Below are 22,218 nucleotides of genomic sequence, written 5' to 3'. Positions count from 1 at the left end.
ACTGCTTTTTCATCTGGTTTCTAAAGAGCATCTATTACCGTTATAGATGCTCATGAAATGTCTCTAAGCCTTATTTCACTTGATAAAGCGCATCGCCCACGGCATTCATTAAGCGGTCAATATCAGCCTCAGTGCTGTTAAACATTGGACCGAACTGAAGCGTGTCACCCCCAAAGCGAACATAGAAACCTTCTTTCCAGAGTTTCATACCAAGCTCAAAACCTCGAATGGTGGCATCGCCATCACGCGGAGCTAACTGCAAAGCTCCAATCAAGCCACAGTTACGTATGTCTAAAATGTGCGGTGCGCCTTTTAAACCGTGTAGCATTTTTTCAAAACTTGGAGCCAACGCCGCAGATTGAGCTAACAGGTTTTTCTTTTCTAAAACTTCAAGCGCAGCTAAAGCAGCCGCACAAGCAACCGGATGTGCCGAATAGGTATAGCCGTGAGTAAATTCAATGGCGTGTTCTGGTAAGTCTTGCTGCATAAAGGCAGAGTAAATTTCATGGCTAGCCACCACACCACCTAAAGGAATGGCACCGTTGGTGACTTGTTTAGCAAAGTTCAAAATATCTGGCGTAACTCCGAAATATTCCGCCCCCGTCCACGTTCCTAAACGGCCAAAACCTGTAATCACCTCATCAAAAATTAACAAGATGTCATGCTGATCACAGATCTCTCTTAAACGTTGTAAATAACCCGTTGGCGGCACAATACAACCTGCCGAGCCAGAAATAGGCTCTACAATGACGGCTGCAATATTTGAAGCATCGTGTAGCTCAATTAACTTAAGCATTTCATTGGCAAGTTCTACACCGCCTGTTTCTGCACAGCCTTTGGTAAAAGTTAAATTCGGCTGTAAGGTATGCGGTAAATGGTCTACATCCATAAGTTGACCAAACATTTTACGGTTGCCGCCAATCCCACCTAGACTTGTTCCCGCAACGTTTACCCCATGGTAGCCACGGGCACGACCAATCAATTTGGTTTTGCTTGGTTTACCTTTAATACGCCAATACGCACGTGCCATTTTTATAGACGTATCTGCCGACTCCGAACCTGAGTTGGTAAAGAAAACGTGTTGTAGTTTTTCAGGCATATGCTGAACAATTTTATCTGCCAGCTTAAAAGAAAGTGGATGACCAAACTGAAAAGCTGGTGAGTAGTCGAGCTGACCTAACTGAGCGCTCACCGCTTGTTGAATTTCAGGCAAGGTATGACCTGCACCACACGTCCATAAGCCCGAAAGTGAGTCATAAATTTCACGGCCAGAATCATCAATCAGGTATGACCCTTTTGCACCGACGATCATGCGCGGGTCTTTAGCAAAGTTTCGATTTGCAGAGAAAGGCATCCAGTGTGCCTGATAATTTATATGCATATTATTATTAGGTTGAACCGCATCTAAAGTATGCTCAGAGTCGCTAAATTTATCCGTATCAAACATAACCATTCCTGTTTATTTTCAAATTATGGTTTGAGTGTACATAGCGACATAAGTTTGATAAATTCAAATTATCTTGAGTTTAGATTTAAAAAAACAAAACTAAATGAAACCTAAAAAATTAAATCAAGTCACTGATTTTGATATAAAACTTCTCAAAATATTTAAAACGGTTTGCGACTGTCACAGCTTTACATCTGCCGAAAGTATTTTAGGTATTAGCCGCTCTGCAATTAGTTTGCATATGAGTGATTTAGAAAATCGTCTGGGGATTCGACTATGTCAGCGAGGCTGTGCTGGATTTGCCCTCACCGATGAAGGACGGGAAATTTTAGAATATATTGAAGTGCTCACAGCAGCAATTGAAGACTTCCGCTCTAAAGTCAACCAAATGCATAATCGCCTCAAGGGTGAGTTTAATATCGGCATTATTAACAACCTTGTGACTATGCCTAGAGGCTATATCACCAACACCTTGACTCAACTTGCCGAAGAGCATGCCGAAGTTATTATTAATATTAGTATGAGCACTTTGTCAGATATTGAGTGCCGTGTACTCGATAATCGATTGCATGCGGGTGTTATTCCTCTTGTGACGGCTTTGTCTGGTTTAGACTATTTCGATTTATATAGTGAAAGTTCATTTTTATATTGCGGCAAAAACCATCCTTTATTTAACCACTGTAGCAACATCAATTTAAATGAATTAAAAAAATGGCAAGCCATTCTTCCTAATTATGCGATTACATCGGAAGCAGCAAAGTTACATCAGCTTTTAGATTGTAAAGCCACCGCTAGTGACCGCGAAGGTATTGCCTTTCTGATTTTAACCGGAAAATTTTTAGGTTTTTTACCCGACCACTATGCAAAAAAATGGGTTGAAGATGGTGTGATGCAACCTGTTTTAAAAGATAAAATGCACTATAGTACCCCTATATGTTTAATTACTCATAAGGGTAAGAACCACAATAATATTTTAAAAACATTTGTAGATATGCTTGAGAAAAGAATCAGCAGTGATTAAAAATATTTATATATAGATATAAGAATGTAGATTATTTATAAATAACAAGCCTTTTTATTTATAAAAACTTCACAATAAAAATTTACAAAACTAAAGCTCCATAGGGGCTTTTTAGGTAAAAATGACTATGCAGTATATTTAAATATATTTAATATTTAACAAATACAACTTAACAGTCTGTTTTTAATAAATAAAAAATATATAATCACGCCCGCAAAGTAAACATAAATACTTAAGGTTTATTCATGAAAAAAATTTCAACTTTAGCAGTTTCTATTTCATTTATTATGTTAACGGGGTGCGGTGGAGGTAGTTCAAGCTCTAATAATACTGAAAATGTATCATCACAAGCTCAGGAACAATCTACTCAAAATGTATCATCGCAAGCTCAAGGGCAATCTACTCAAAATGTAAATAGTCTAAAGTGTGATAGAGGTATTCTCTTAAATTCTACGCTTTCAACCAATACAATTTTTGATGAAACGCTATATTCTTTAAATTATAGATTTAAGGAAATTTCTTCAGGAAATCCTCCAACTTCAATTCCACAACTTTATGCATATGAAATTAAAAGAAATGATCAAATGTTATATGCTTATCCAAAAGCACTTTACAATATAACTGCTGATGAAATTGAAAGTAGTTTGGCTGAAGATATCGTCCAAAGTTATGACCTTAACTCTTTCGGTCTTTTCACTAAAAAGACATACCAAAAGCAAAATAATGGTTGGCCTTTAGGTTATGTCGTTGCATCCCAAGGCTCACAAATTACGACTGCTCAATTTAATGATAGTTGTAGTTTAAATTCAGATAATGTGAGTTACGACTACGAAAAAATTGATGTTTCAGGTAAAAAAATATCTGACATTTTCCCATCAAATATTTTAACAAGTCGACCAGAAAATATAGACTACTTATATATGAGTAATCGCTTTGCTGGAACACTTAAAAATAATCAAACAGCTTTTACGAGCTTATTGAATAGTAATGCGACTTTCCCAAGTGGTTCTTTTGTTTATGTACCGAAGTCTGTTGTTTATAACAATACCGAATTTTATTTCTTTGATAGCTCACTCACTAGTTTCAAAACCGTAGCTGAATGGCAACAAGCTCTTTATCCAAAGGCCAACTATAAATTTGATACTGTTGCTGGCTACAATGTGACTTACTCTGTAGACAGTGCAGGAAACCAAATTTATTCGGGTGGTAAAGACCCTGCTATTGAAATGAATGGCAAAATTTACGATGGTGAATGGCAAGTTAAAGGTAATGTTGTTTCTGAAACATACGGTGAACCAGCAATTATGTCGACCACTAACTATGAAACAAAAGGAAAATTTGCTTTATACAATAAAGCGAGTTATGACTTTCTTGCTGCCCAAATCCAAACTTACTATAAGTAAAATTTAAGACCTGTATATCCCAAAGTACCTTGCCCATGTACTTTGGGATATTTATCTAAACCACACCAAGCTTTAGTAAAAAATAATCCAGTACCTTCTCTGTTTCAGCCACATTGCAGTTATCTAACAATTGAATAATCGTGCCTTCAATCACATATAAAAAGAGTCTGGCCTCATTAAATGTTGCATCGGTTTTTAACTGTCTGAGATGGCTATAAATTTCATTGATAAGCCACATTCTATATCTCACTGCGGTCTGAAAAGCGTTTGGATAGCTAATTTTTGTTTCAAAAATGGCCTTAAATAATAAGTAATATGGCCCTTCTATATCGCTATGTAAAAAGTACAGCTTCTTAAGTTTATCTAGTGTACTTGTAGCGTGGTCATATTCGACCATTTCAATCACTTGTTCTTGAAGACGTTCTTTTTGCACGATTAAACAGATTTCAATAAAGCGCTGTTTAGAGTGAAAATAATTATAAAACGTCATTTTTGTGACTTCTGTTTCCCTCACAATCTTGTCGACGCCAACTGTGTGAAATCCACCATGATGGAAAAGATGAATCCCTTTTTTTACAACATTTAAAGCACGTGTTGGGAGTGTTAAATTTGGCATAGTTTTACCGTTATAAAATAAATTTTTGTTGTATATAAGTGAGTTAAAAAAATCTGTGCCCTTTCTGGGAGAAAAAAAGGCACAGCAAAACCCATAAAGACTGTGCTTAGCACATCTCGAGTTTTATAGTTGCTAAGTTTTTGGTCGTGATGATTTAAAGCTTGATAAACCCAATGGCGATCAAACTCGTTAATAAACTAAGTTGTGTTGTTATAGCTTTTGGCAAAGGCTGCCAAGAAATAATGAATGTACAAAGCCAACTCCTTTTTATTGGGAGTTCTGCCAGACATTAAAATTATGGTGGCAGAACGAAGGGGGTTCGCAGACTGGTCAAACGAGGCCAGCACACCCAAAGGTGTCCCCCTCCGTTCCACCGTAGAGGGGGCACGAGGGTGTACACACTAAAAGAAGAATCTTTTAATGCTCGTTTGATTCGGTCTGCGACAACCGACTGGCAATGTAGGCCAGCACGCAAAGAATAATAGTCACTCTATTTATCGTCAAGCACAAAAAGTGACAACTGTTTTAAAATAAATCAGACAAAGTATTTGATAAATCAGTGGGTTTTAAGATGAACTACAAAATCTACGGGTAAAATCAGATGTTTTTATTTCTATAGGTTTTTTAAAAAATAATTGAGTTCAGCAATAAGAAAGATTGGGCTAATTCTTATAGTTCCTAATCAGAATAGATGAGAAAAATAAGCCTCTTACTCTCAGTTGGCTTGAGGCTTAGTAAATCCTTTTCAATAGCACCTGTTTAAAGATGCTACACAAAATAATTAATGGTTCTTTTTAGAGAATTTATGACCTTTAGGAAGTGGAGCATCACATGGTTGATCCGTCTTTACATCCACCATTTTCACTGGCCCATCATTGTAGACTGTTACTTTACAGCCTTTTACAACATATTCCTGTTCAATACCACCGTACCTTTCATCATCAGAAACGGGAGCTACAGAAGTTACACCATAACAAGCTCCATCAGCACCACATTCAACCTCTACTCCACTAACATCAGCTCCACCCGCTTCTGCCACTTCTGCTCCAGCAGCTTCCATTGCATCAACCTCTTCAACCTGTGTCTTTGCTGCATATGTATTTGAAAGACTCATCATAAGAAAAACTGCAAGAAAGAACTTACTACTGCGATTTATTGAATTCATGTTTTATCCATATCTATTGATTTGAAATTGGTGCTTTCTGGGAGGGATGAAAATTAATTAGCGATAGTAGAATTTCTACTTCAACTTATTTAAAAGCCTTTCTATATCAACCTTATGTTTATTATATACATCTTTCTTTATTTCATATTGAAATATTCTATTCAGATGATAACTCAATAGAGTTAAATCTTCATTATTTTTATCAGTTACAATTTCTTCCAAAATTTTCATAAACTCTGACAACGGTGAAATCTTCAAAAATACTAAATATGGCCTTTCTGATGAAAATGGTAACTTATGTAAATAATAATTCATTAATATTTTTCTTTCCTTTTTTCCCCATGAAAAATGAGGGATTAACTGGAATGCCAAATAATAATCCTCACTATTTAAAGGATAGTTATTCAACAACCAAAAGCATCTTTCCTCATTAGTATATTTTTTTAAATTTTTGATAATATTCTTTAATTCATCAACCATTTAACCTCCCATAAAACACAAATTTTTATAGATCTTACCTACTATCTCAAACTTTTAAATTGTACAAGTCAAATGCTTATGTATCAATACAGGAAAACTCGGCTTCCTCCGTCGCTCTCATTTAGTCCGTGACTTTATAAACACTCAATGGTATAGAAATTTTATATTTCCCGATTAAAGATAAGAATTCAGCATTTAAAACCTCAAAATTACATTGCTCATCTTCTGAAATATATACCTCCATAAATAAACTAAAACCATCAGCTCCATTTTTTATAAAATTTTCAATATTTTTAGAAATGAACTCATAAAATATAGACTCATATTCTTCATCATAATATTCATTAGAAAAATCTTTGTTAGAGTTAAACTGAATATAATTGGGGTATTCTTCATCAAAAGCAAAATAAATCTTATCACTAGATATATTTTTAAAGCTTGAATAGCATCCAAAAAGTCTCCAGACACATTAAAAGTCAACCTAATATACATTATAAAAATTTCTCCAGATTAATTTAATTATTTCTTTTGCTTATAAAAACATGAATAATTAAATAACAATCTAAATACCAATTATTATGATTTATACTCATTCACTTTAAATAGCTTTTTTCATGCAAATCCTTTAAAGCTAGGTTTTTATAAACTGCTCACATTTAAGTAAAAAAATAGGCATGAATTCGGTCTAATTGAGTAAATTTATTGAGCACTGTTACGCGTGTACGTATTCTTATTTAAATACACACTAATTCTTCCTTTACTTGGCCATTAAAGTACAAATAATGCGAACCTATAAATTATTTTGTCTAGGATTAAGTTAAGGCTCCGCTATTTTCCTTGGCGGTTTTTATACTGGTCGTGGTATAAATAAATATTAGACCTCTTGCATAATTGTACAAAATAAAATCAACTCGATAGTAAAAGCCTTTGTTTTATAAATTCTAGACTGATCATTTTTTTGATTTATCCAAGAGGTATCTTGACTTACCAAGCCAATATATTTATATCATCCTTTTCATTGCATTCTAGCTAAATGTAGTTCAAATTATAAATCTTTACCCAACAAAGCTCAGGTGTTATCTATACATTTTTGGGAAGTATTCACTTATTTTCTCGTTATCAAATAATCTATCCACAGTAAAATCAACTGTATCAGAGACAGCTATTCCATGATGTAATTCTATTGGGAAATCATTAATTGATGCATACACTGTTGGCATTAAATATCTAAAATAATCTCCTATCTTCGTTTCTCGATTATAACCCACAGGGTAGTCTTTGCCAGCATTATCGCCCTCAAGACTATGATAAATAAAAAAACCTTTTTTTGAAGGCATATTAATTTCATTTAAATCTTCAGAATTTTGCTTACTTTTCACCCAAAACTCAACATCTTGTCTAGGGTAATTTTCCCCATGGACTAAAGATGAATACAAATCTAGGATAGTTTCTCCATTTTTTTCTGCAGGATAACTCGCATACTTTTCTGATTCTTGCCATTTATATTCATTAAGATCATCTAATAAATCTTCAAAGTTAGGTATAACCAACAATGCTTCCGGTAGCCGTCCCCAACAATTATTCACCATTACTGCTATTTTTCCATTTTTATCCATAGCAAACCATGTAAATATTTCACCAAAACCTGGTTCCCAATCACTTCTAGAAATATGCATTATTTTGTTCCTTTCGGCCATGTAACTTGACAATTACTACATGTTTCAATAATTATCTTATGCTTCCTGACGGTTGGCATCAAAATTCTTCGTTACGTCCATCTGTAAATTAATTTCACTTTGAACTCTATCTTTATCAAAATTGTTTTGCAGTGCTACAATATTCTCACGTGTGGTATCTGTGGTTACAAACGTCAATATCTCAGATTTAATTTGTCAGGCAGTTTTACCTGTTAATGCTTTCTGACTTCGTTCATCTTGGATTGTAATGTTTTGGGTTTAATACCACTTTTGGTCACACTATAAGATAACCTTGATTAATTAACTAAGCTCTTGCTTTCAATTTGGATTATTTTTCCCATCAAATTCTTTTAGTTTTTCTAGAAAAATTTGCCAAGGCTCTGGAACACCTTCAACTATATCTATATATAAATCCCAGTCCTCTTTTAATATATTATACAGAACAGGATGCATTTGACGAATATCGTTATATAAGGCAGCCTTAAACTCAAATAACTCACATGAATCATTACTAGTTATATCTATTTCATTTTCAAAAAAAACCCTCAGCCCCATATAATTTTCTATCATTAACAAGTAGTGATATTTTCCATCAGTAAAATATATAGAACCTACCATCCCTTTCAATCCAGAGTCTTTCTCAACAAATCTCATTTTACTTACTCCAAGCTGGTTTAGGGGTTGTTATCTTCATATCATACGCTTTATTTGTATACTGATTATATTGATATAGCAAACCATATATTTTAGTGATTCATGCATAAGAATGGATTCAAATTTTTCCAAGCTGAAAATGGAGTATGATTGGTTAAACAAGTACTATAAGAGTTTATAGCTTTTCAGTAAAATGAGAATTATGCTTCCACTCAGAGGTGGAAGATTTTTTTAAAAATCCTATCTATATTAGTTTAGATTTTACCTAATTTTCTATTTTATTTAGCCTTTCTCTCAGATATTAAGTTTTGTAAATTAACTAATGTATTATTAATTATATTTATTTCCTCACTAGTGAGAATGAACTTTTTATCTAAACTTTCTTCTTGCCTTTCTAAAGCTAATGCATAAATTGTTTCAATCGTAAACCATTCCTCATTAAAAGAATTTCTCCAAGTTTCAGGAATAGATTCCAAAGCATTGAACAAGGATTTCAAACTTAAAATAAGTTGCTTAATACCAATCTTCTCTTTTTTAAAGTCGGATATTATCTCTAACATTAAATTATATTGTCTCTCATTATGTTCATTTTGCCATGAGTTCATAAAAAGACCTCTTCTGTATTAATAGTTCTCATTTTGTTTTATTAATTTTATAAAAAACTATTTAAAAATTGAGTGGGGAGCTCTACACCTGTAAATCTTAACTTCATTACCCCACTTACGATAGTTCAGGCAACTTTTTTATTCGTACCTCTATATTAATGAAACCGGATCTATACTGTTTTGGAAGTCATTTATTTTGGTCTTGAAGCTACAATCGTATTTATAACATGACTCTTTTATCTCTAAATATGGTAATACTAACCATATAATTTCCAAAAATTCATTCCATTAACAATCCAATATTGATATCTATCTGGAATTAATGACCAAAATTGACTGGATGCCTTACCTTTCCAATTGTCTGGCAATTGATTTTCAAACTCACGTTGCCAATCTGTATGGAAAAATAAATTCCTATCAAGATTTAAGTAAAATTTCGGCAATCTAGATTCCATTATAGCCCATAATTCATTTTTTATATCTCCCTCCCCAGACATAAGATAGTCTTCCACATAAATATATAATTTTTCCAAATCATCCATATTAATTTTATACTTAAAAAAACTCTTCATCCAATCAAGCGTTTTAATATTCATTTCAGGCAAGTTTGACAAATATAGTGGTAAAGTTTCATTATTTAAAATTGATGCTCCCCCTCTAAATTCCTTTAAAGCAAAGGTATAGCTATTTTCATCAAGTATACCTTTTTCTAAATATGAATCATAAAATGGTTTTATATCTATAACAAAGTTTTCTTTATCATCAACAATGAAATAATGCTTTCCTTGTGAAACAATAATAGCTATTTCACAACTACCTTCAAATATAGAATTTAATAAAAATTCATATTGATTATTATTTTCTATATTCATTTTCAAACTCCTTCTGCGTTAACACTCTTGCTTTAGAAGAACTTTCTTCTAATAATCTATCCCATACTTTAGGTAACTCTAAATTAATACTTGGCTGACCTTTAGATTCATCCACAATCTTTGGTGCATTAGGATTACGGCTAATGCCTGGTATAGGTTTTTGCGGAATAGCTTCTGAAAGGATTTTTTGATGTAGAGCTTTATCTATCTCAAATACAACAACTTTCCCATCTGGACGTTTTTCTGAAAGATAGTATAAAGCATGTGATGGTCCATTTGTACTAACACATAATTGACCAGAGCATCCAGAGTTAATTGAAATCGTTTGGTCAGAATTTACAGTGATTCTATTCAGACTACTTTTCGTTCCGACTCCTCCGCCTTCAACCCTATAATATGTTTGAGTTTCAATTTTCTTAACAATATCTTTACCATATTGCTTTTCAATCGCAACCAATACCTCATCAGTTAATCGAGTAACCCCAGAAACAGATTTAGTAAACCCTAATCCCAATATAGAGGCTTTAGCTAACTGTCTTTCATTTGGTGTAATTTCCTCACCTGTCAAAGGATCATATTTTGCCCCAGCCGCTGCAGCGAGTTGACGAAGAGTCATATCATTAATGACATTTAAGGTCTTATCACTCAGGCTCTTTTCAGGTATTGGAATAATACAACTTTTATCTTTACAATTTGCCATTATTTTATCATTAAGATCCTTTTTCTTTTTGTTTTCAGCGATGGCTTTTTCAATTCCTTTATTAATTATAGAAAAGTCATTATTCTCCACCGCATTCTGCGCAACTTGCCCACTCTGAACTGTAGAACCAATATCACCAGTCGTTGATCCAACTGCACTACCCGCTAAACCTACAATAGAACTAATCGTAGATTTCTGATCTGCTGTGAGGTCTTTGGCATCTTTTCCATACAAGAAACTCGATAATACTGGTGCCGCTGCCTCTGCTCCTCCTGCTGAAAGTCCCGCAGTCAACGCATCATTTCCACCAGCCGCCGCAACTGCTGCACCAAGAACGGTATGAGCTAAAATATGTGCTGCTTCTTGACCACTCAGTACACCATTAGTTCTCAATTCAGCCTTTTGCGCATGAATATTTTGTATATCCATATTTAAGCCAGCTTGGCCCGAATGCAAGATCACACCAGAGTCACTATTGAGTCCCTGTGCTTGAATATTTAGTTGATTTGCATTGGTGAGAATACGGCCTTGCTGGTTATTAATGACTCCCTGAACAGTTAAATTCAGATCATCTGTCGCAGTGTGCTGAATCAAACCTTGTTGGTTATTAATATCTTTCCCAATATTCAGATTCAATTTTTTCGCAAGAATTTGACCACTCTGGTTAATCAAACTTTGCTGGTTTTGTACAGCATTTAATTGGATAGTGTCAGCCTGCAACATACCAGACTGATTATTTATATCTCCATCACGAGCTGTAATATTTATATTTTGAGCTGCTGCAGTTCCTTGTGATAAATCTACATTTGCCCCATCTAAATCAATATTACGGCTTGCCAGTAGTTTCCCGTGATGCTCAAGTGACTGTTCTGTTTTAATATTTAAATCTGCTTGAGTATTTTGATCTTGCTCACCTTGAGCATTGATACCGACCGCAATAACACTTTTTTCATCACTAACAAGACGCTGACTTGCTAAATCAATACTACCGTAGGCAGAAAGGATACCTCCTTGCTGCGTCATAACACCTGTATTATTAATTTTTAATTGTTGATCAGCACGAATATAACCGTGATTGGCAAGTTGCTGGCTGTCAATTTGCAGATTTTCATGGCTAGATAACGTACCGTTGACTGCATTATTTAAAGATCCAGTTTGAATTTTTAAACTTTGGTCAGCATAAATCGTTCCTGAACCATTATTTAAAGCCTGATCTTTGTTTTGAATCGTAATATTTTTTGCAGAAATTTCACCTTGGTCGTTATCTAAACCAAAAAGCGAACTATCCAAGTTATTATTAGTGACTATTTTTCCTTTCTGGTTATTCAAATGACCTGAAAGATTAAGTTTTAATAATTGTTCAGCCTCCAGATCACCCCCACTATTATTTAGGCCCAACCCCTGTAAATAAAGTTCAGACGAACTCGCGATCTGCCCCGCTTGATTTAGAATGTTTCCGCTCGAGATCATACTAATATTATTTAAGGCATTAATTTTACCGCCCTGATTATCAATCGACTGGCTATTTACATCTAAAGAAGTGAGCGATTGCAGCAATCCTTGTTGGTTACTAAAACTTGAGGTTTGAATATCAGCACTTTTAACTGTGAGCTCACCTTGGTTGTTATTAAAGCTATTCCCTTTAATATGAATAGCACCCAAATTAAGTTGACCGCCTTGGTTATCTAACCCATTTTGGCTATCTAAATCTACACCACCATTGGCAATGATCGCCCCTTGGTCATTATTTAGTTGTTCCTTAACATGAATATATCCTTGATCATAAGTTTTTGGAGTGGTATCTGTTGGAGTGGCAACTTCTAAACTTCCGCCATCTTTGGATGGATCAATTGGAACTGTCGGAACACTGCCACCTGTCGACCCACCCGTACCACCACCTGTGGTACTTTTGGCAATTCCGATTTTACCGCCAAGGTTGGTCATTGAACCCGACTTTAAATCCAGCCCTTGCAAACCTGTTTGTTCGATAGAGCCACTATTTTTTAAGCTTCCCGCATCAATAACAACGCGAGCGGCATTCAATGTGCCACTATTACTTAAACTATTCTGGTGATTAAGATGTAACTCGTCTGCACTACTGATTAAACCAGAGTTATCTAGACTTTGACTCTCAACTAAAATTTGTGAAGTTGCACTACTGACATTACCGGTATTTTGAATATTTTGAGCTTTCAGCTGTACCTGATCTTTGTTCGCAATCAAGTTACCATTATTGACCAAATCACCATTTGCATCCAGTGTAAGCGTACTTTGGTTACTATTTATCGTACCTGCGTTACGTACACCTAGCCCTTGCTCTGTTCCCACCAAAAAGATTTTTCCAGCATACATCCCACCGAGTTGGCCTACATCTAAAGCAAAGCTTGGCGGAGGTGTGGTAGTAGCTGCTGTCGTTGCCGTGATTTGAGGAGCTACTTGGTCTTTGACTTGAATATCATTTTGTCCAAGTACCGTATTAAGCTCATTTGCATATAAGCCTGCATTCACTTTTAAAGCACGCGCATAAATATCTGTATAGGGAGTTAAACTTCCGTTTAAGCCTTTACCTTCAATCGTGACCTGCCCCTCGCGGACGCGGAATGATTCAAGATAACCTTGGTTCATCACCGCTTGACCTGTAGTTAAAGTAAAACGGTCTGCGTTAATCACACCACAGCCATCACAGATCAAACCAGATGGATTCGCAATAACAACTTGTGCTTGTTTTCCGGCAACCTCAATATAGCCTTTGAGTTGACTTGGATTATTACTATTCACTTCATTCAAAATAACTTTGGCTTCGCCTTTTGCGAGCCATGGGTTACCTTGTACCCAGCCTCCTAATTGGGTTTGGGTGTTATTACGTGAGTTATTTAAAATAGCGCCTTCTTGCCCAACATCAAATTGAGTATAGGTATTACGTGAAACACCCCCAGCGCTTGGTGTCTGAATATTGACCTGAGTTGTTCCATTTGCGCTATTTAAAATGGTCGGTTGCTGCGATGTAGGTGCACCTTTATCGGCAATAATCTGAGTTTCAGCAACACTGCTCATTGGCAAGCTAATCACCAACGCTCCCAAACAGCCAATTACAGCAAAATTAAGTGGATTTAGTTTTTTATAATGAATAGGTAGAACCGAATCTATGGTCGAATCTGTTCCGATTTGTCCCTGACTTTGCCCTGCTTGCTTGGTTTTACTTTTTACAATTTCAGCAACAGCAATAAACATACCGCGAGCATGGCTAAAAATAATACGATAACGGTTCTTATTCATTCTAAAATCTCACTAAATCTTTTTTTAATAAAGTTGATTAAGTTCTGGACCTTTAAACTTGAATTAATAGGTCCAATTCACGCTAAATCCAGTCGTGTAATCATCTGTTTCGAAGTGATCTGGCTTTTTCAAAGGCGCACCCACAAAAGCGTCATAATTCAAACGCAAGGGAGCAATTTGTCCACGCAACCCGATAACTGCACCTAATAAACTCGTGCCTGGTAAAGGATTCGGATAATGTGCAGTTTTTCCACCAACCTCTCCGTAATCGATACCTGCATACCAAGAGTGTGGCCTATTCATAATTGAGCCACTTAGTTCATTGCGAACTAAGAAACCGTTATCGGCCAATAAAGTTTGCTCACCATCAAAACCTCTTACGGTATAACGGTTTCCAATTGAAAATCTGTCTTGAGGAGTTAAAGGTTGATTGCTGTGTTGAGTACGCCATTCAGCTAGATATTGCAGATTTTGCTGACCCACTTTAAAAGGCACTTGTAAACTGGCATTGGCTTGTAGAATCCCGACATGCGTATAAGCTTCCCCAAAGTCTTCTTCTGGTGCTCTCATTGCATTCAACCAGCCTGTACCACGCTTATAAGTCACATTGCCGCTTAAAGTAGAGTTAGAAAAATATTCAGTATGATCAAGGGTTGCTTTCCAACCCGCGGTTTTACGGCGTTGTACTTCAATTTCTACATCATTAATATAGTTTTGTGATTCACGGTACCACCCACCAAAACCTAAGGCTGTTTTACGGTGTGCATCTCGATAAATCACTCGAGATAAATCTGCATTAATGAGTTCGCTTTTACCGCTATATTGATAAGTTTCACTACTTCCAGCCACTGTTTGCAGGTAATTAGAGCGACTATAACTGGTTGAAAATAACCAATAATCAAATGGAATAGTATAACTTGCATAAAAGCCATCAGTACCATGTTTACCAGAGTTTCCACCACCTAAATCATGGTTATAGCTGATATAAAATAGATCATTTAAGGTCAGCAGATGATCAAGCGATAAAGTTGCTGTACCTTGATATTTTCCGGTCGCCTCACTCCCTGAATCATCAATTCCGAGGTGTAAGCGATAAGGTTTAGCTTGTTGCCAAGCCAAAACCACATCACTATAGCCTGGTTCTTTTTTTTGTTCTGCTGGCTGGATTTTAAAGTCAGCCTCAACTGTCGGCACTCGTTTGAGGTTTTCTAGACCTTGCTCCATATCACGAATATTTAACAGCTCTCCCGACTTCATCGGTAAAGCATTCCACAAATGTGCACGTTTAGAAGTACCCTCAGCAAACTTAATCTGATCCACTCGTCCCGGAATAACACGAACGCGAACCTTGCCAGATGCGATATTTTGTTGAGGAAGCAAAACTCGTGTTGTGACATAACCATCTGCAATAATTTTATTTTGTACAAGATCAAGGGCTTGGTTTAGTCCATTTACCCCCAAACAGCGTCCAATAATATTATTCCTGCCAGTCGTAATCACATGAAAATCTGATATGAATTGATGAGCTTCTTCACCTTCTAAAAGTATTTTCTTAATTTCAAAACACGGGGTTTCACTGTTAGAGCGTAAATATTGTAATTGCTGAACTGAAATCTTATTTTGTTCTTGCCCTAGATTGACGTTTACATCTGGTTGTATTTGTTTTTCTAAAGCACTATCACGTTGCTGTTGTCGAATAGTTTGATCAGCCTGAATTCTCTGACGAATAGGATCATCCGAGTCCGCAGCAAAACTTAGGCCCCCTGTTAGTGATAAGCAGATGAATAAGACACTTTTATTAAATTTGTTATAGTTCAACATATAAAATTAAACCGTGATTAATATCAACTTAATTTTATTTTAACAAAACCTTAACAAAGTGGAAGCATTTTTTATACAGATTTGTCTGTATGTAAAATAAATCTTATTTTCTTAAATCTTACTTTTATAAGATATTAGTTTTAAATCACAATTTATTTATAAAAATCAGTTAGACATAAAAAAACTCCCGTAACAGGAGCTTTTTTTGAATCTTGGCAGAGGATCAAGGATTCGAACCTTGACGAACGGTTTTGGAGACCGTCATGCTACCATTACACCAATCCTCTATATATACAATTAAACCCTTTAGATTTAATCATAAAAAAAGCAAGATCATCGTCTTGCTTCTTTCAATGGTGGGGGCGAAGAGACTCGAACTCTTACACCTTGCGGCGCTGGAACCTAAATCCAGTGCGTCTACCAATTTCGCCACGCCCCCATCTGGGACATTTATTTAAAATAAATGTGGCAGAGGATCAAGGATTCGAACCTTGACGAACGGTTTTGGAGACCGTCATGCTACCATTACACCAATCCTCTTCCAAGATTTAAATGACTTAACATTCAAATCAACTTTAAGTTAAAACTTAAAGTGGTGGGGGCGAAGAGACTCGAACTCTTACACCTTGCGGCGCTGGAACCTAAATCCAGTGCGTCTACCAATTTCGCCACGCCCCCGATGGCTGTGTATATTAGCGATAAGATCTAACAGTGACAAGTGTTTTTTTTCTAAAAAAAACTGACCGTGTAAATTGTATACAGATACTAGATCAATGATTTTTATAAGTTTGAATGTACTTTTAAACAATTTATCGCTTCAAATGCATTTGAAAACCGATTTTTCTGTTGTTTTTGCAATAATCCCGCCAGTAAAGGATAAAAAACTTGAACTGAATCAGGCAACTGAATGTCTAAATTTTGACAATGCAATACAGCCCAATCATGATAACTATTTGCTTGTAAACGCATTTGGCTTAACCATTCATACAAAACAATTCCAAAAGCATATAAATCGCTTTGTATACTCTTACTTGCTCCATGGAACAGTTCAGGAGCCATATATCTTGGGGTAGCATCAACGATTGAATCAGGACTCGATATAAGCCGTGTTTTTTCAAAATCAATTAAATAGAGCTGCTGTTCAAACTTTCGAAAGTGTTCCCTTTTTATATCTCCATGAATCCATCCCAACCCATGAAGCGCTGTTAAAGCCTTAAGTGCGCTAATAACTGTCTCATAAATATCTTTTAAGTTTTGCTTTGGGATGGAACGATCAAACCAGTCTTCTGTATCCGGCAAAATTAATATTTTCCCTTCATGTTGTTGTAGTTGGGAAACAGTGTCGGCATCAACTATTTTAAATGGTAAAAGCCAATTTACGTTTTTATGCTGAATATCTTCATAAAATTGCAATTCATGCAAAAAATCTTGCTCATTTTGAGCATATACATGCGGCACTTGATATTTTAGCCAGTAGTGATGGGCATCTATAGTACATGTCCATAGATGCCGTCCTAAATCTGCACTTTTAGGTTTTGTCACACTTTTTAGATTTTCTATATGAGAAGCAAAATCATGCTTCAGCATAATAAGACTCTGGTTGTTGTCTCTTTTCTTCAAAACGTAGAACTTCTAAACAATGCTGAATAGTTTTACCAATACGTGCATGAGTTTCAATAGAGGAAATTTTTGGCCAAGTCGCCCGCTCACCTTCTCGTTGTAAACGCTTAAACAAATGCGGACGAGGGTTTTGCAATGTATAGGCATAATGTTTTAGGCCATATTTAGCAATAATATTGACATCGCCATAATAGCGCTGCCCTATTACCCCATATCCATGATCAAGCAATCTTCTTACTGGAGAAATAGCACCAAGTCTTTGACGAGTAAAGTCCATTACTCCCATAGACAGGACTTTACCTTGGCGTCTTAAAATTCGTTCTGGCCAACTTAAAAGATCTTTACGGAAACGGTGTGCATCATCTTGCATAAATGGCACAACATGCGGATTCACTTGACTGGCAATGGTGTAGTTTAAATTGTAAAGCCTTGCCATTCTTTCTTGTGGAAAGTCACTGCGCACACTGCCATCTACCCATTTTGTATTTGCCATATAAGGCGTATGTTCACCATCATAACGCTTACTGGTTAAACGCACAGGGGGAAATAAAACTGGCACAGCACAAGAAGCCAATACAGCACTCCAAACCAAAACGTTGGGTGTCATAATTGCATTCATAATTCGCGGGTTTTCTGTTGCATCGTATGGTGCAACGGCCACATTAATATTTAAACCCGATTTTTTAAATGCCTCTTCAAAAGTCAAATCACCTAAGTTTTCGATAAGGAATTTTTTCAAATAGTGGACATCCGCAATGCCCCCATTCCCTTTTATAAGTTCACGAAGCTTTCTAAAATGAAATGCATCACTAAAAAATTGCTCGCCATTTAATAAGTTTTGAACGTCTTCACTCGCAGAAGTTCCAAGCATGCCTGTCATAATGGCGCCAGCACTTGAACCAGAGAGGACTTTGGGCATTAAGTCTTGTTCAATTAAAGCCTTACATACACCTGTATGAAAAAGACCTAAAGTTGCACCACCCGAAAACATAAGCGCGGGTTGCCCATATGCTTTTTCACAATTTTCAAAAAACTCGATTTTTTCTTTTCTTTGAAAGGTAATACATTCACTAGAAGCAATATAAGCTAAGCTTTGGCTGACTTCTTCGATATAATCTTCAATTAACTTTTTTGTACCTACATGCGTTGCAGCAAATAACATAGGATGACCAATATTTGCAATATCGTAAGTTAGCCCTTCTTTTAAAAGATAAATCAAATCTAAAGTACGATGTTGCTGACGATATCTTTTCAGTAAAGTGTAACGATAAGAAATGAGCTCAGCATCAAAATAAGGTGAACTATTATCGAACTTCCACTCTTGTGCACCTGTTTCTTCATCCAGTTTTAATGCAAAAGACTTCCACTCTTCATAAGATTCAGCCATGTCTAATTGACGTTGTAATTTTTTGATACGGTAAGCCTGATGCGGATTCATATCACTTCGTATTTTTTCAAACATATTTCGTCCTCATCTTCACAGATGATTTTACTGAATAGACATGACAACACTATGCGCGGTCTGAACATTTCAATCAATTGCAAAACAGATAAACTAGATTGGCAGTATCTTTTTTGTCAGCTTGCAAATTTCGGTGTTAGTATCCTAGTAAATTACTGTTTAACATGATTGATTAACCATGGCTACCATTGATTTACCCGACAATTTAGTTCAAACCTTATCACTTGTATTAAATCAGTTACAGCAGGTTTTACCTGAACCGAAACAAGAAACTGATTTCACTGCACCTGCTTTTAGATGGGAAAACCAGCAACTTAAAGCCATTTATACGCCTAAGAATATTTATCTTGATGACTTAAAAGGCATCGAACGTCAAAAAGAAAAAATCATTCAAAATACTTTGCAGTTTTTAAATGGCCTACCTGCAAATGATGTACTGTTAACGGGTTCACGTGGTACAGGCAAATCCTCTATAGTACGTGCTTTACTCACTGAATATGCGCCTCAAGGACTACGTTTAATTGAAATTGAGCGTGATGATTTAGCAGACTTACCTAAAATCCAAAAAATCATTCAAAACCGCTCTGAAAAGTATATCGTCTACTGTGATGACTTAGCTTTTAATGCTGAAGATGAAAATTATCGTAGTCTAAAAAGTGTATTAGATGGTTCATTACAATCTGGTTCAACAAATTTTATTATTTATGCGACCAGTAACCGCCGTCACTTATTACCCGAGTTCATGCATGAAAATACGCCTGTAACTAAGGTTGATGTACCTCAATATACCGAACTACATCCACAAGAAGCGATTGAGGAAAAGATTTCTCTATCAGACCGTTTTGGCTTATGGTTATCTTTCTATCCAATGGATCAAAATTTATATTTAGAAATCGTAGAACATTATCTTGATAAAGCAAACATGCCTTTTAATGATGAAGTTCGTGCTGAGAGTTTACGTTGGTGTCAAATGCGTGGTCAGCGCTCTGGTCGTGCGGCTTATCAGTTTTCTAAGCATTGGATTGGTTTGAATGCTTTAAAAGAGTTGTCTAACAGTTAAATAAAATGTCCCACAAAGCCTTAGCTTTGGCCTGTAAACCGCTTAGCTTTGGCAGTTGTTTTTCATAACCTAAAACCAAGATCGCCCCCTTTTAGGTTTATATATATGAAAAAACAATTGCCAAAATTTTCTATCGCAAGCAAAACTATTGCTAAAAGTTTGTTATTCGCACAAGGCTTTTTAGACCAAGCAAAAAAATATTCAACGCTTCCTTTTACTCAATCTCATATCATTCGCCCACGTGTTGACGAAAAATATTATAGCTGGACTCATTACGGCATCTTTTTTCCCCTTTTGCCAGAACCGCATCGCTATTTAAATATTATGATTTTATTAGGCACACCTGGTGCGCTTGCTTTTGATCATGATGACATTATTGTTGGCAATCCCAGAAAAACAGCGACTTTTTTTTCAAGCACAGCCGCCCTTGAACAAGCCTTATTGAAAGCCTATATCATTCCTAAAGATACAAAAATTAATGAAGATGGAAGCTTAATCGAACTAGGTCAGGAAATTTCAATTCAAGGAAAATTTCCTAAAATTCATATTAATGGACATTATGAAAGTCTAGATTTTGACTTTGATATTGATGTGACCTCACATGTTTCATGGTTTGTAAAAACGCCTGTTTATGATCATTTGAGTTTATTAGCCAAATTTAAAGGTTTTTTAAACTATCAAGATAAATACATTGAAAGCGAAGGACTTTGCACTTACGAATATGCTCGAGCAGTTGGCCCCCACTCATTAACAAATCAACTTGTCCCTGAAAACCATAAATTACCGCTGGATTTTTTTACCTATCAAATCATTAATTTGAATGAAAATACTCAACTTCTTCTAACCAAAGCTGATATTGCGGGTCAAACAGTAACTTATACATTGCATATTAGACATCTTGATCGGCCAGCTGAAATTTTTACAGATGTCAGCTTTGATATTATTTCATATCAAATTGATGACTTCATTTCTCCAACGGGCAAGAAAATGCGACTTCCCAAATACTTTTCTTGGATTGCTAGAAATGATGCAAAGCAAATTATTTTAAATATTCAGGCAGAAATTGACTGCCCATTCCGCTATGGTCATGGGCAAGGTTATGCAAGTGGTTATATATTTACTGGTCATTATTTTAGCAATGAAGTGCAAGGCCGTGGTTATATCGAATATATAGATATTGAAAACCAACAAGCCTTTGCAGATAAATAATTTTACTCAGGAATAGATAATTCAGTCATTGGCCAACGTGGTGTAGTCGTAACAGCCAAGCCATCATGTTGGCCTGCTTTTAAGCGCTGATATCCTGCAAATGCAATCATTGCACCATTATCTGTACATAAAGCAGGTTCTGCATTGTAAACCTGCGCTTTAATTTTCGCTAAGGAAGTTTCTAACTGTTCGCGTAATCGTAAATTTGCACTTACCCCACCAGCAATCACTAAACGCTTAAGCCCAGTTTGCTTTAAAGCTTTTACCGATTTTTTCACCAAGGTATCTACAATTGCTTCTTGGAATGAAGCAGCTATATCAGCATCTCTGTTTTCACCATTCAATTTTTTCAATTGAACAGAAACGGCTGTTTTTAAGCCACTAAAAGAAAAATCTAGGCCTTGATGAAGCATTGGTCGTGGAAATTCAAATGCTAGCGGATCACCAGATAGCGCCAGTTTTGCGATATTTGGCCCACCCGGATATGGCAAGCTCATCATTTTCGCAACTTTATCGAAAGCTTCACCAGCAGCATCATCAATAGACTCACCTAAGAGTTCATATTGACCAATTGCATGGGCAGCCATCAATTGTGTATGACCACCTGAAACAAGCAATGCTACAAATGGAAATTCGGGTGGCTGACTTGAAAGTAATGGAGCCAACATATGACCTTCCATATGGTGAACACCAATCGCAGGCTTATTCAAAGAAAAAGCTAAAGTTCTTCCAAATAATGCACCTGTCATTAATGCTCCCATTAAACCTGGGCCACGCGTATAAGCAACTGCATCAATCTCTTGTTTCGTTACACCACTTTGTTCAAGCAATTGATTCATTAAAGGAATAAGCTTACGAACATGGTCACGAGAAGCCAACTCTGGAACCACCCCACCATATTCAGCATGAAGTTTTATCTGGCTATAAAGAACCTGTCCCCGCAAGCCGAGTTCGCTATCATAAAGTGCCAACCCTGTTTCATCACAAGAAGTTTCTAAGCCTAAAACAATCATCAAAACTGCCTTTTATATGAGTCAAAATATTGCAATCGCTATTATAGACTTGTGATATGAGTTGTAAATGAGTAAAATACTGACCTTCACTTGTGAT

General features: G+C 36.0%; 16 protein-coding genes, 4 tRNA genes and 3 pseudogenes. 4 read left to right on the top strand and 19 right to left on the bottom strand.

Annotated features, from left to right (window positions below; genetic code table 11):
- Window positions 1–70: 70 nt before the first annotated feature.
- Window positions 71–1,453, bottom strand: a complete 1,383-nt coding sequence (locus F985_RS10260; RefSeq protein ID WP_081401262.1) for an omega-aminotransferase AptA — start codon at window positions 1,451–1,453, stop codon at window positions 71–73.
- Between the two features lie 97 nt (window positions 1,454–1,550).
- Here F985_RS10260 and F985_RS10255 point away from each other — a divergent pair, with 97 nt between their 5' ends.
- Together F985_RS10255 and F985_RS10250 are read left to right on the top strand one after the other, a co-directional pair.
- Window positions 1,551–2,468, top strand: a complete 918-nt coding sequence (locus F985_RS10255; RefSeq protein WP_004700630.1) for a LysR family transcriptional regulator — start codon at window positions 1,551–1,553, stop codon at window positions 2,466–2,468.
- 245 nt (window positions 2,469–2,713) lie between these two features.
- A complete protein-coding gene (locus tag F985_RS10250; protein ID WP_004700629.1) occupies window positions 2,714–3,871 on the top strand; it encodes a hypothetical protein in 1,158 nt (385 codons plus the stop codon).
- A gap of 55 nt (window positions 3,872–3,926) precedes the next feature.
- Here F985_RS10250 and F985_RS10245 read toward each other — a convergent pair whose 3' ends face one another.
- The 17 genes and pseudogenes from F985_RS10245 to F985_RS10170 form a co-directional block, all read right to left on the bottom strand.
- Window positions 3,927–4,487 (bottom strand): TetR/AcrR family transcriptional regulator, encoded by a 561-nt coding sequence (locus F985_RS10245; RefSeq protein ID WP_004700628.1) that lies wholly within the window; start codon window positions 4,485–4,487, stop codon window positions 3,927–3,929.
- 781 nt (window positions 4,488–5,268) lie between these two features.
- On the bottom strand, window positions 5,269–5,652 hold the full coding sequence (locus F985_RS10240; protein ID WP_004700627.1) for a hypothetical protein: 384 nt from the start codon (window positions 5,650–5,652) through the stop codon (window positions 5,269–5,271).
- Window positions 5,653–5,727: 75 nt separating this feature from the next.
- Complete coding sequence (locus F985_RS10235; protein ID WP_004700626.1) at window positions 5,728–6,132, bottom strand: hypothetical protein; 405 nt, start codon at window positions 6,130–6,132, stop codon at window positions 5,728–5,730.
- A 1,076-nt stretch (window positions 6,133–7,208) separates the two neighbouring features.
- Window positions 7,209–7,808 carry a hypothetical protein gene (locus F985_RS10225; RefSeq protein ID WP_004700622.1) on the bottom strand — a complete coding sequence of 200 codons (600 nt, stop codon included), beginning with the start codon at window positions 7,806–7,808 and terminating at the stop codon, window positions 7,209–7,211.
- A gap of 60 nt (window positions 7,809–7,868) precedes the next feature.
- Window positions 7,869–8,110, bottom strand: a pseudogene (locus F985_RS26325) (VENN motif pre-toxin domain-containing protein); the annotation flags it as partial.
- A gap of 37 nt (window positions 8,111–8,147) precedes the next feature.
- Window positions 8,148–8,483, bottom strand: a complete 336-nt coding sequence (locus tag F985_RS25895) for a hypothetical protein (protein WP_004700617.1) — start codon at window positions 8,481–8,483, stop codon at window positions 8,148–8,150.
- A 278-nt stretch (window positions 8,484–8,761) separates the two neighbouring features.
- On the bottom strand, window positions 8,762–9,088 hold the full coding sequence (locus F985_RS10215; protein WP_004700615.1) for a hypothetical protein: 327 nt from the start codon (window positions 9,086–9,088) through the stop codon (window positions 8,762–8,764).
- Window positions 9,089–9,345: 257 nt separating this feature from the next.
- On the bottom strand, window positions 9,346–9,960 hold the full coding sequence (locus F985_RS10210; RefSeq protein WP_004700613.1) for a hypothetical protein: 615 nt from the start codon (window positions 9,958–9,960) through the stop codon (window positions 9,346–9,348).
- Window positions 9,944–10,864, bottom strand: a pseudogene (locus F985_RS26320) (VENN motif pre-toxin domain-containing protein); the annotation flags it as partial. The pseudogene F985_RS26320 and the gene F985_RS10210, both read right to left, overlap by 17 nt.
- Before the next feature lie 750 nt (window positions 10,865–11,614).
- A pseudogene (locus tag F985_RS26315) lies at window positions 11,615–13,936 on the bottom strand (two-partner secretion domain-containing protein); the annotation flags it as partial.
- 63 nt (window positions 13,937–13,999) lie between these two features.
- Window positions 14,000–15,757 (bottom strand): ShlB/FhaC/HecB family hemolysin secretion/activation protein, encoded by a 1,758-nt coding sequence (locus F985_RS10200; protein ID WP_004700609.1) that lies wholly within the window; start codon window positions 15,755–15,757, stop codon window positions 14,000–14,002.
- A gap of 213 nt (window positions 15,758–15,970) precedes the next feature.
- A tRNA-Trp gene (locus F985_RS10195) sits at window positions 15,971–16,044 on the bottom strand.
- Window positions 16,045–16,111: 67 nt separating this feature from the next.
- A tRNA-Leu gene (locus F985_RS10190) sits at window positions 16,112–16,196 on the bottom strand.
- Between the two features lie 27 nt (window positions 16,197–16,223).
- Window positions 16,224–16,297, bottom strand: a tRNA-Trp gene (locus F985_RS10185).
- A 53-nt stretch (window positions 16,298–16,350) separates the two neighbouring features.
- Window positions 16,351–16,435 (bottom strand) — tRNA-Leu (locus F985_RS10180).
- Between the two features lie 102 nt (window positions 16,436–16,537).
- Window positions 16,538–17,344 carry a protein kinase domain-containing protein gene (locus tag F985_RS10175; RefSeq protein ID WP_004700601.1) on the bottom strand — a complete coding sequence of 269 codons (807 nt, stop codon included), beginning with the start codon at window positions 17,342–17,344 and terminating at the stop codon, window positions 16,538–16,540.
- On the bottom strand, window positions 17,331–18,839 hold the full coding sequence (locus F985_RS10170; RefSeq protein WP_004700599.1) for a DUF3336 domain-containing protein: 1,509 nt from the start codon (window positions 18,837–18,839) through the stop codon (window positions 17,331–17,333). The genes F985_RS10175 and F985_RS10170 overlap by 14 nt, the downstream gene beginning before the upstream one ends.
- A 178-nt stretch (window positions 18,840–19,017) precedes the next feature.
- Here F985_RS10170 and F985_RS10165 point away from each other — a divergent pair, with 178 nt between their 5' ends.
- Complete coding sequence (locus F985_RS10165) at window positions 19,018–19,899, top strand: ATP-binding protein (protein ID WP_004700597.1); 882 nt, start codon at window positions 19,018–19,020, stop codon at window positions 19,897–19,899.
- Between the two features lie 105 nt (window positions 19,900–20,004).
- Window positions 20,005–21,108, top strand: a complete 1,104-nt coding sequence (locus tag F985_RS10160; protein WP_004700595.1) for a DUF6670 family protein — start codon at window positions 20,005–20,007, stop codon at window positions 21,106–21,108.
- Window positions 21,109–21,110: 2 nt separating this feature from the next.
- Here the strand turns inward: F985_RS10160 and tsaD are convergent, their stop codons facing one another.
- Window positions 21,111–22,121 (bottom strand): tRNA (adenosine(37)-N6)-threonylcarbamoyltransferase complex transferase subunit TsaD, encoded by a 1,011-nt coding sequence (tsaD, locus tag F985_RS10155; RefSeq protein WP_004700593.1) that lies wholly within the window; start codon window positions 22,119–22,121, stop codon window positions 21,111–21,113.
- Window positions 22,122–22,218 lie beyond the last annotated feature (97 nt).

The sequence above is a fragment of the Acinetobacter seifertii genome (assembly GCF_000368065.1).
Lineage (GTDB): Bacteria > Pseudomonadota > Gammaproteobacteria > Pseudomonadales > Moraxellaceae > Acinetobacter > Acinetobacter seifertii.
The sequence above is the reverse complement of the archived record's forward strand: the minus strand, read 5'-3'. Positions and strand labels throughout refer to the sequence as shown.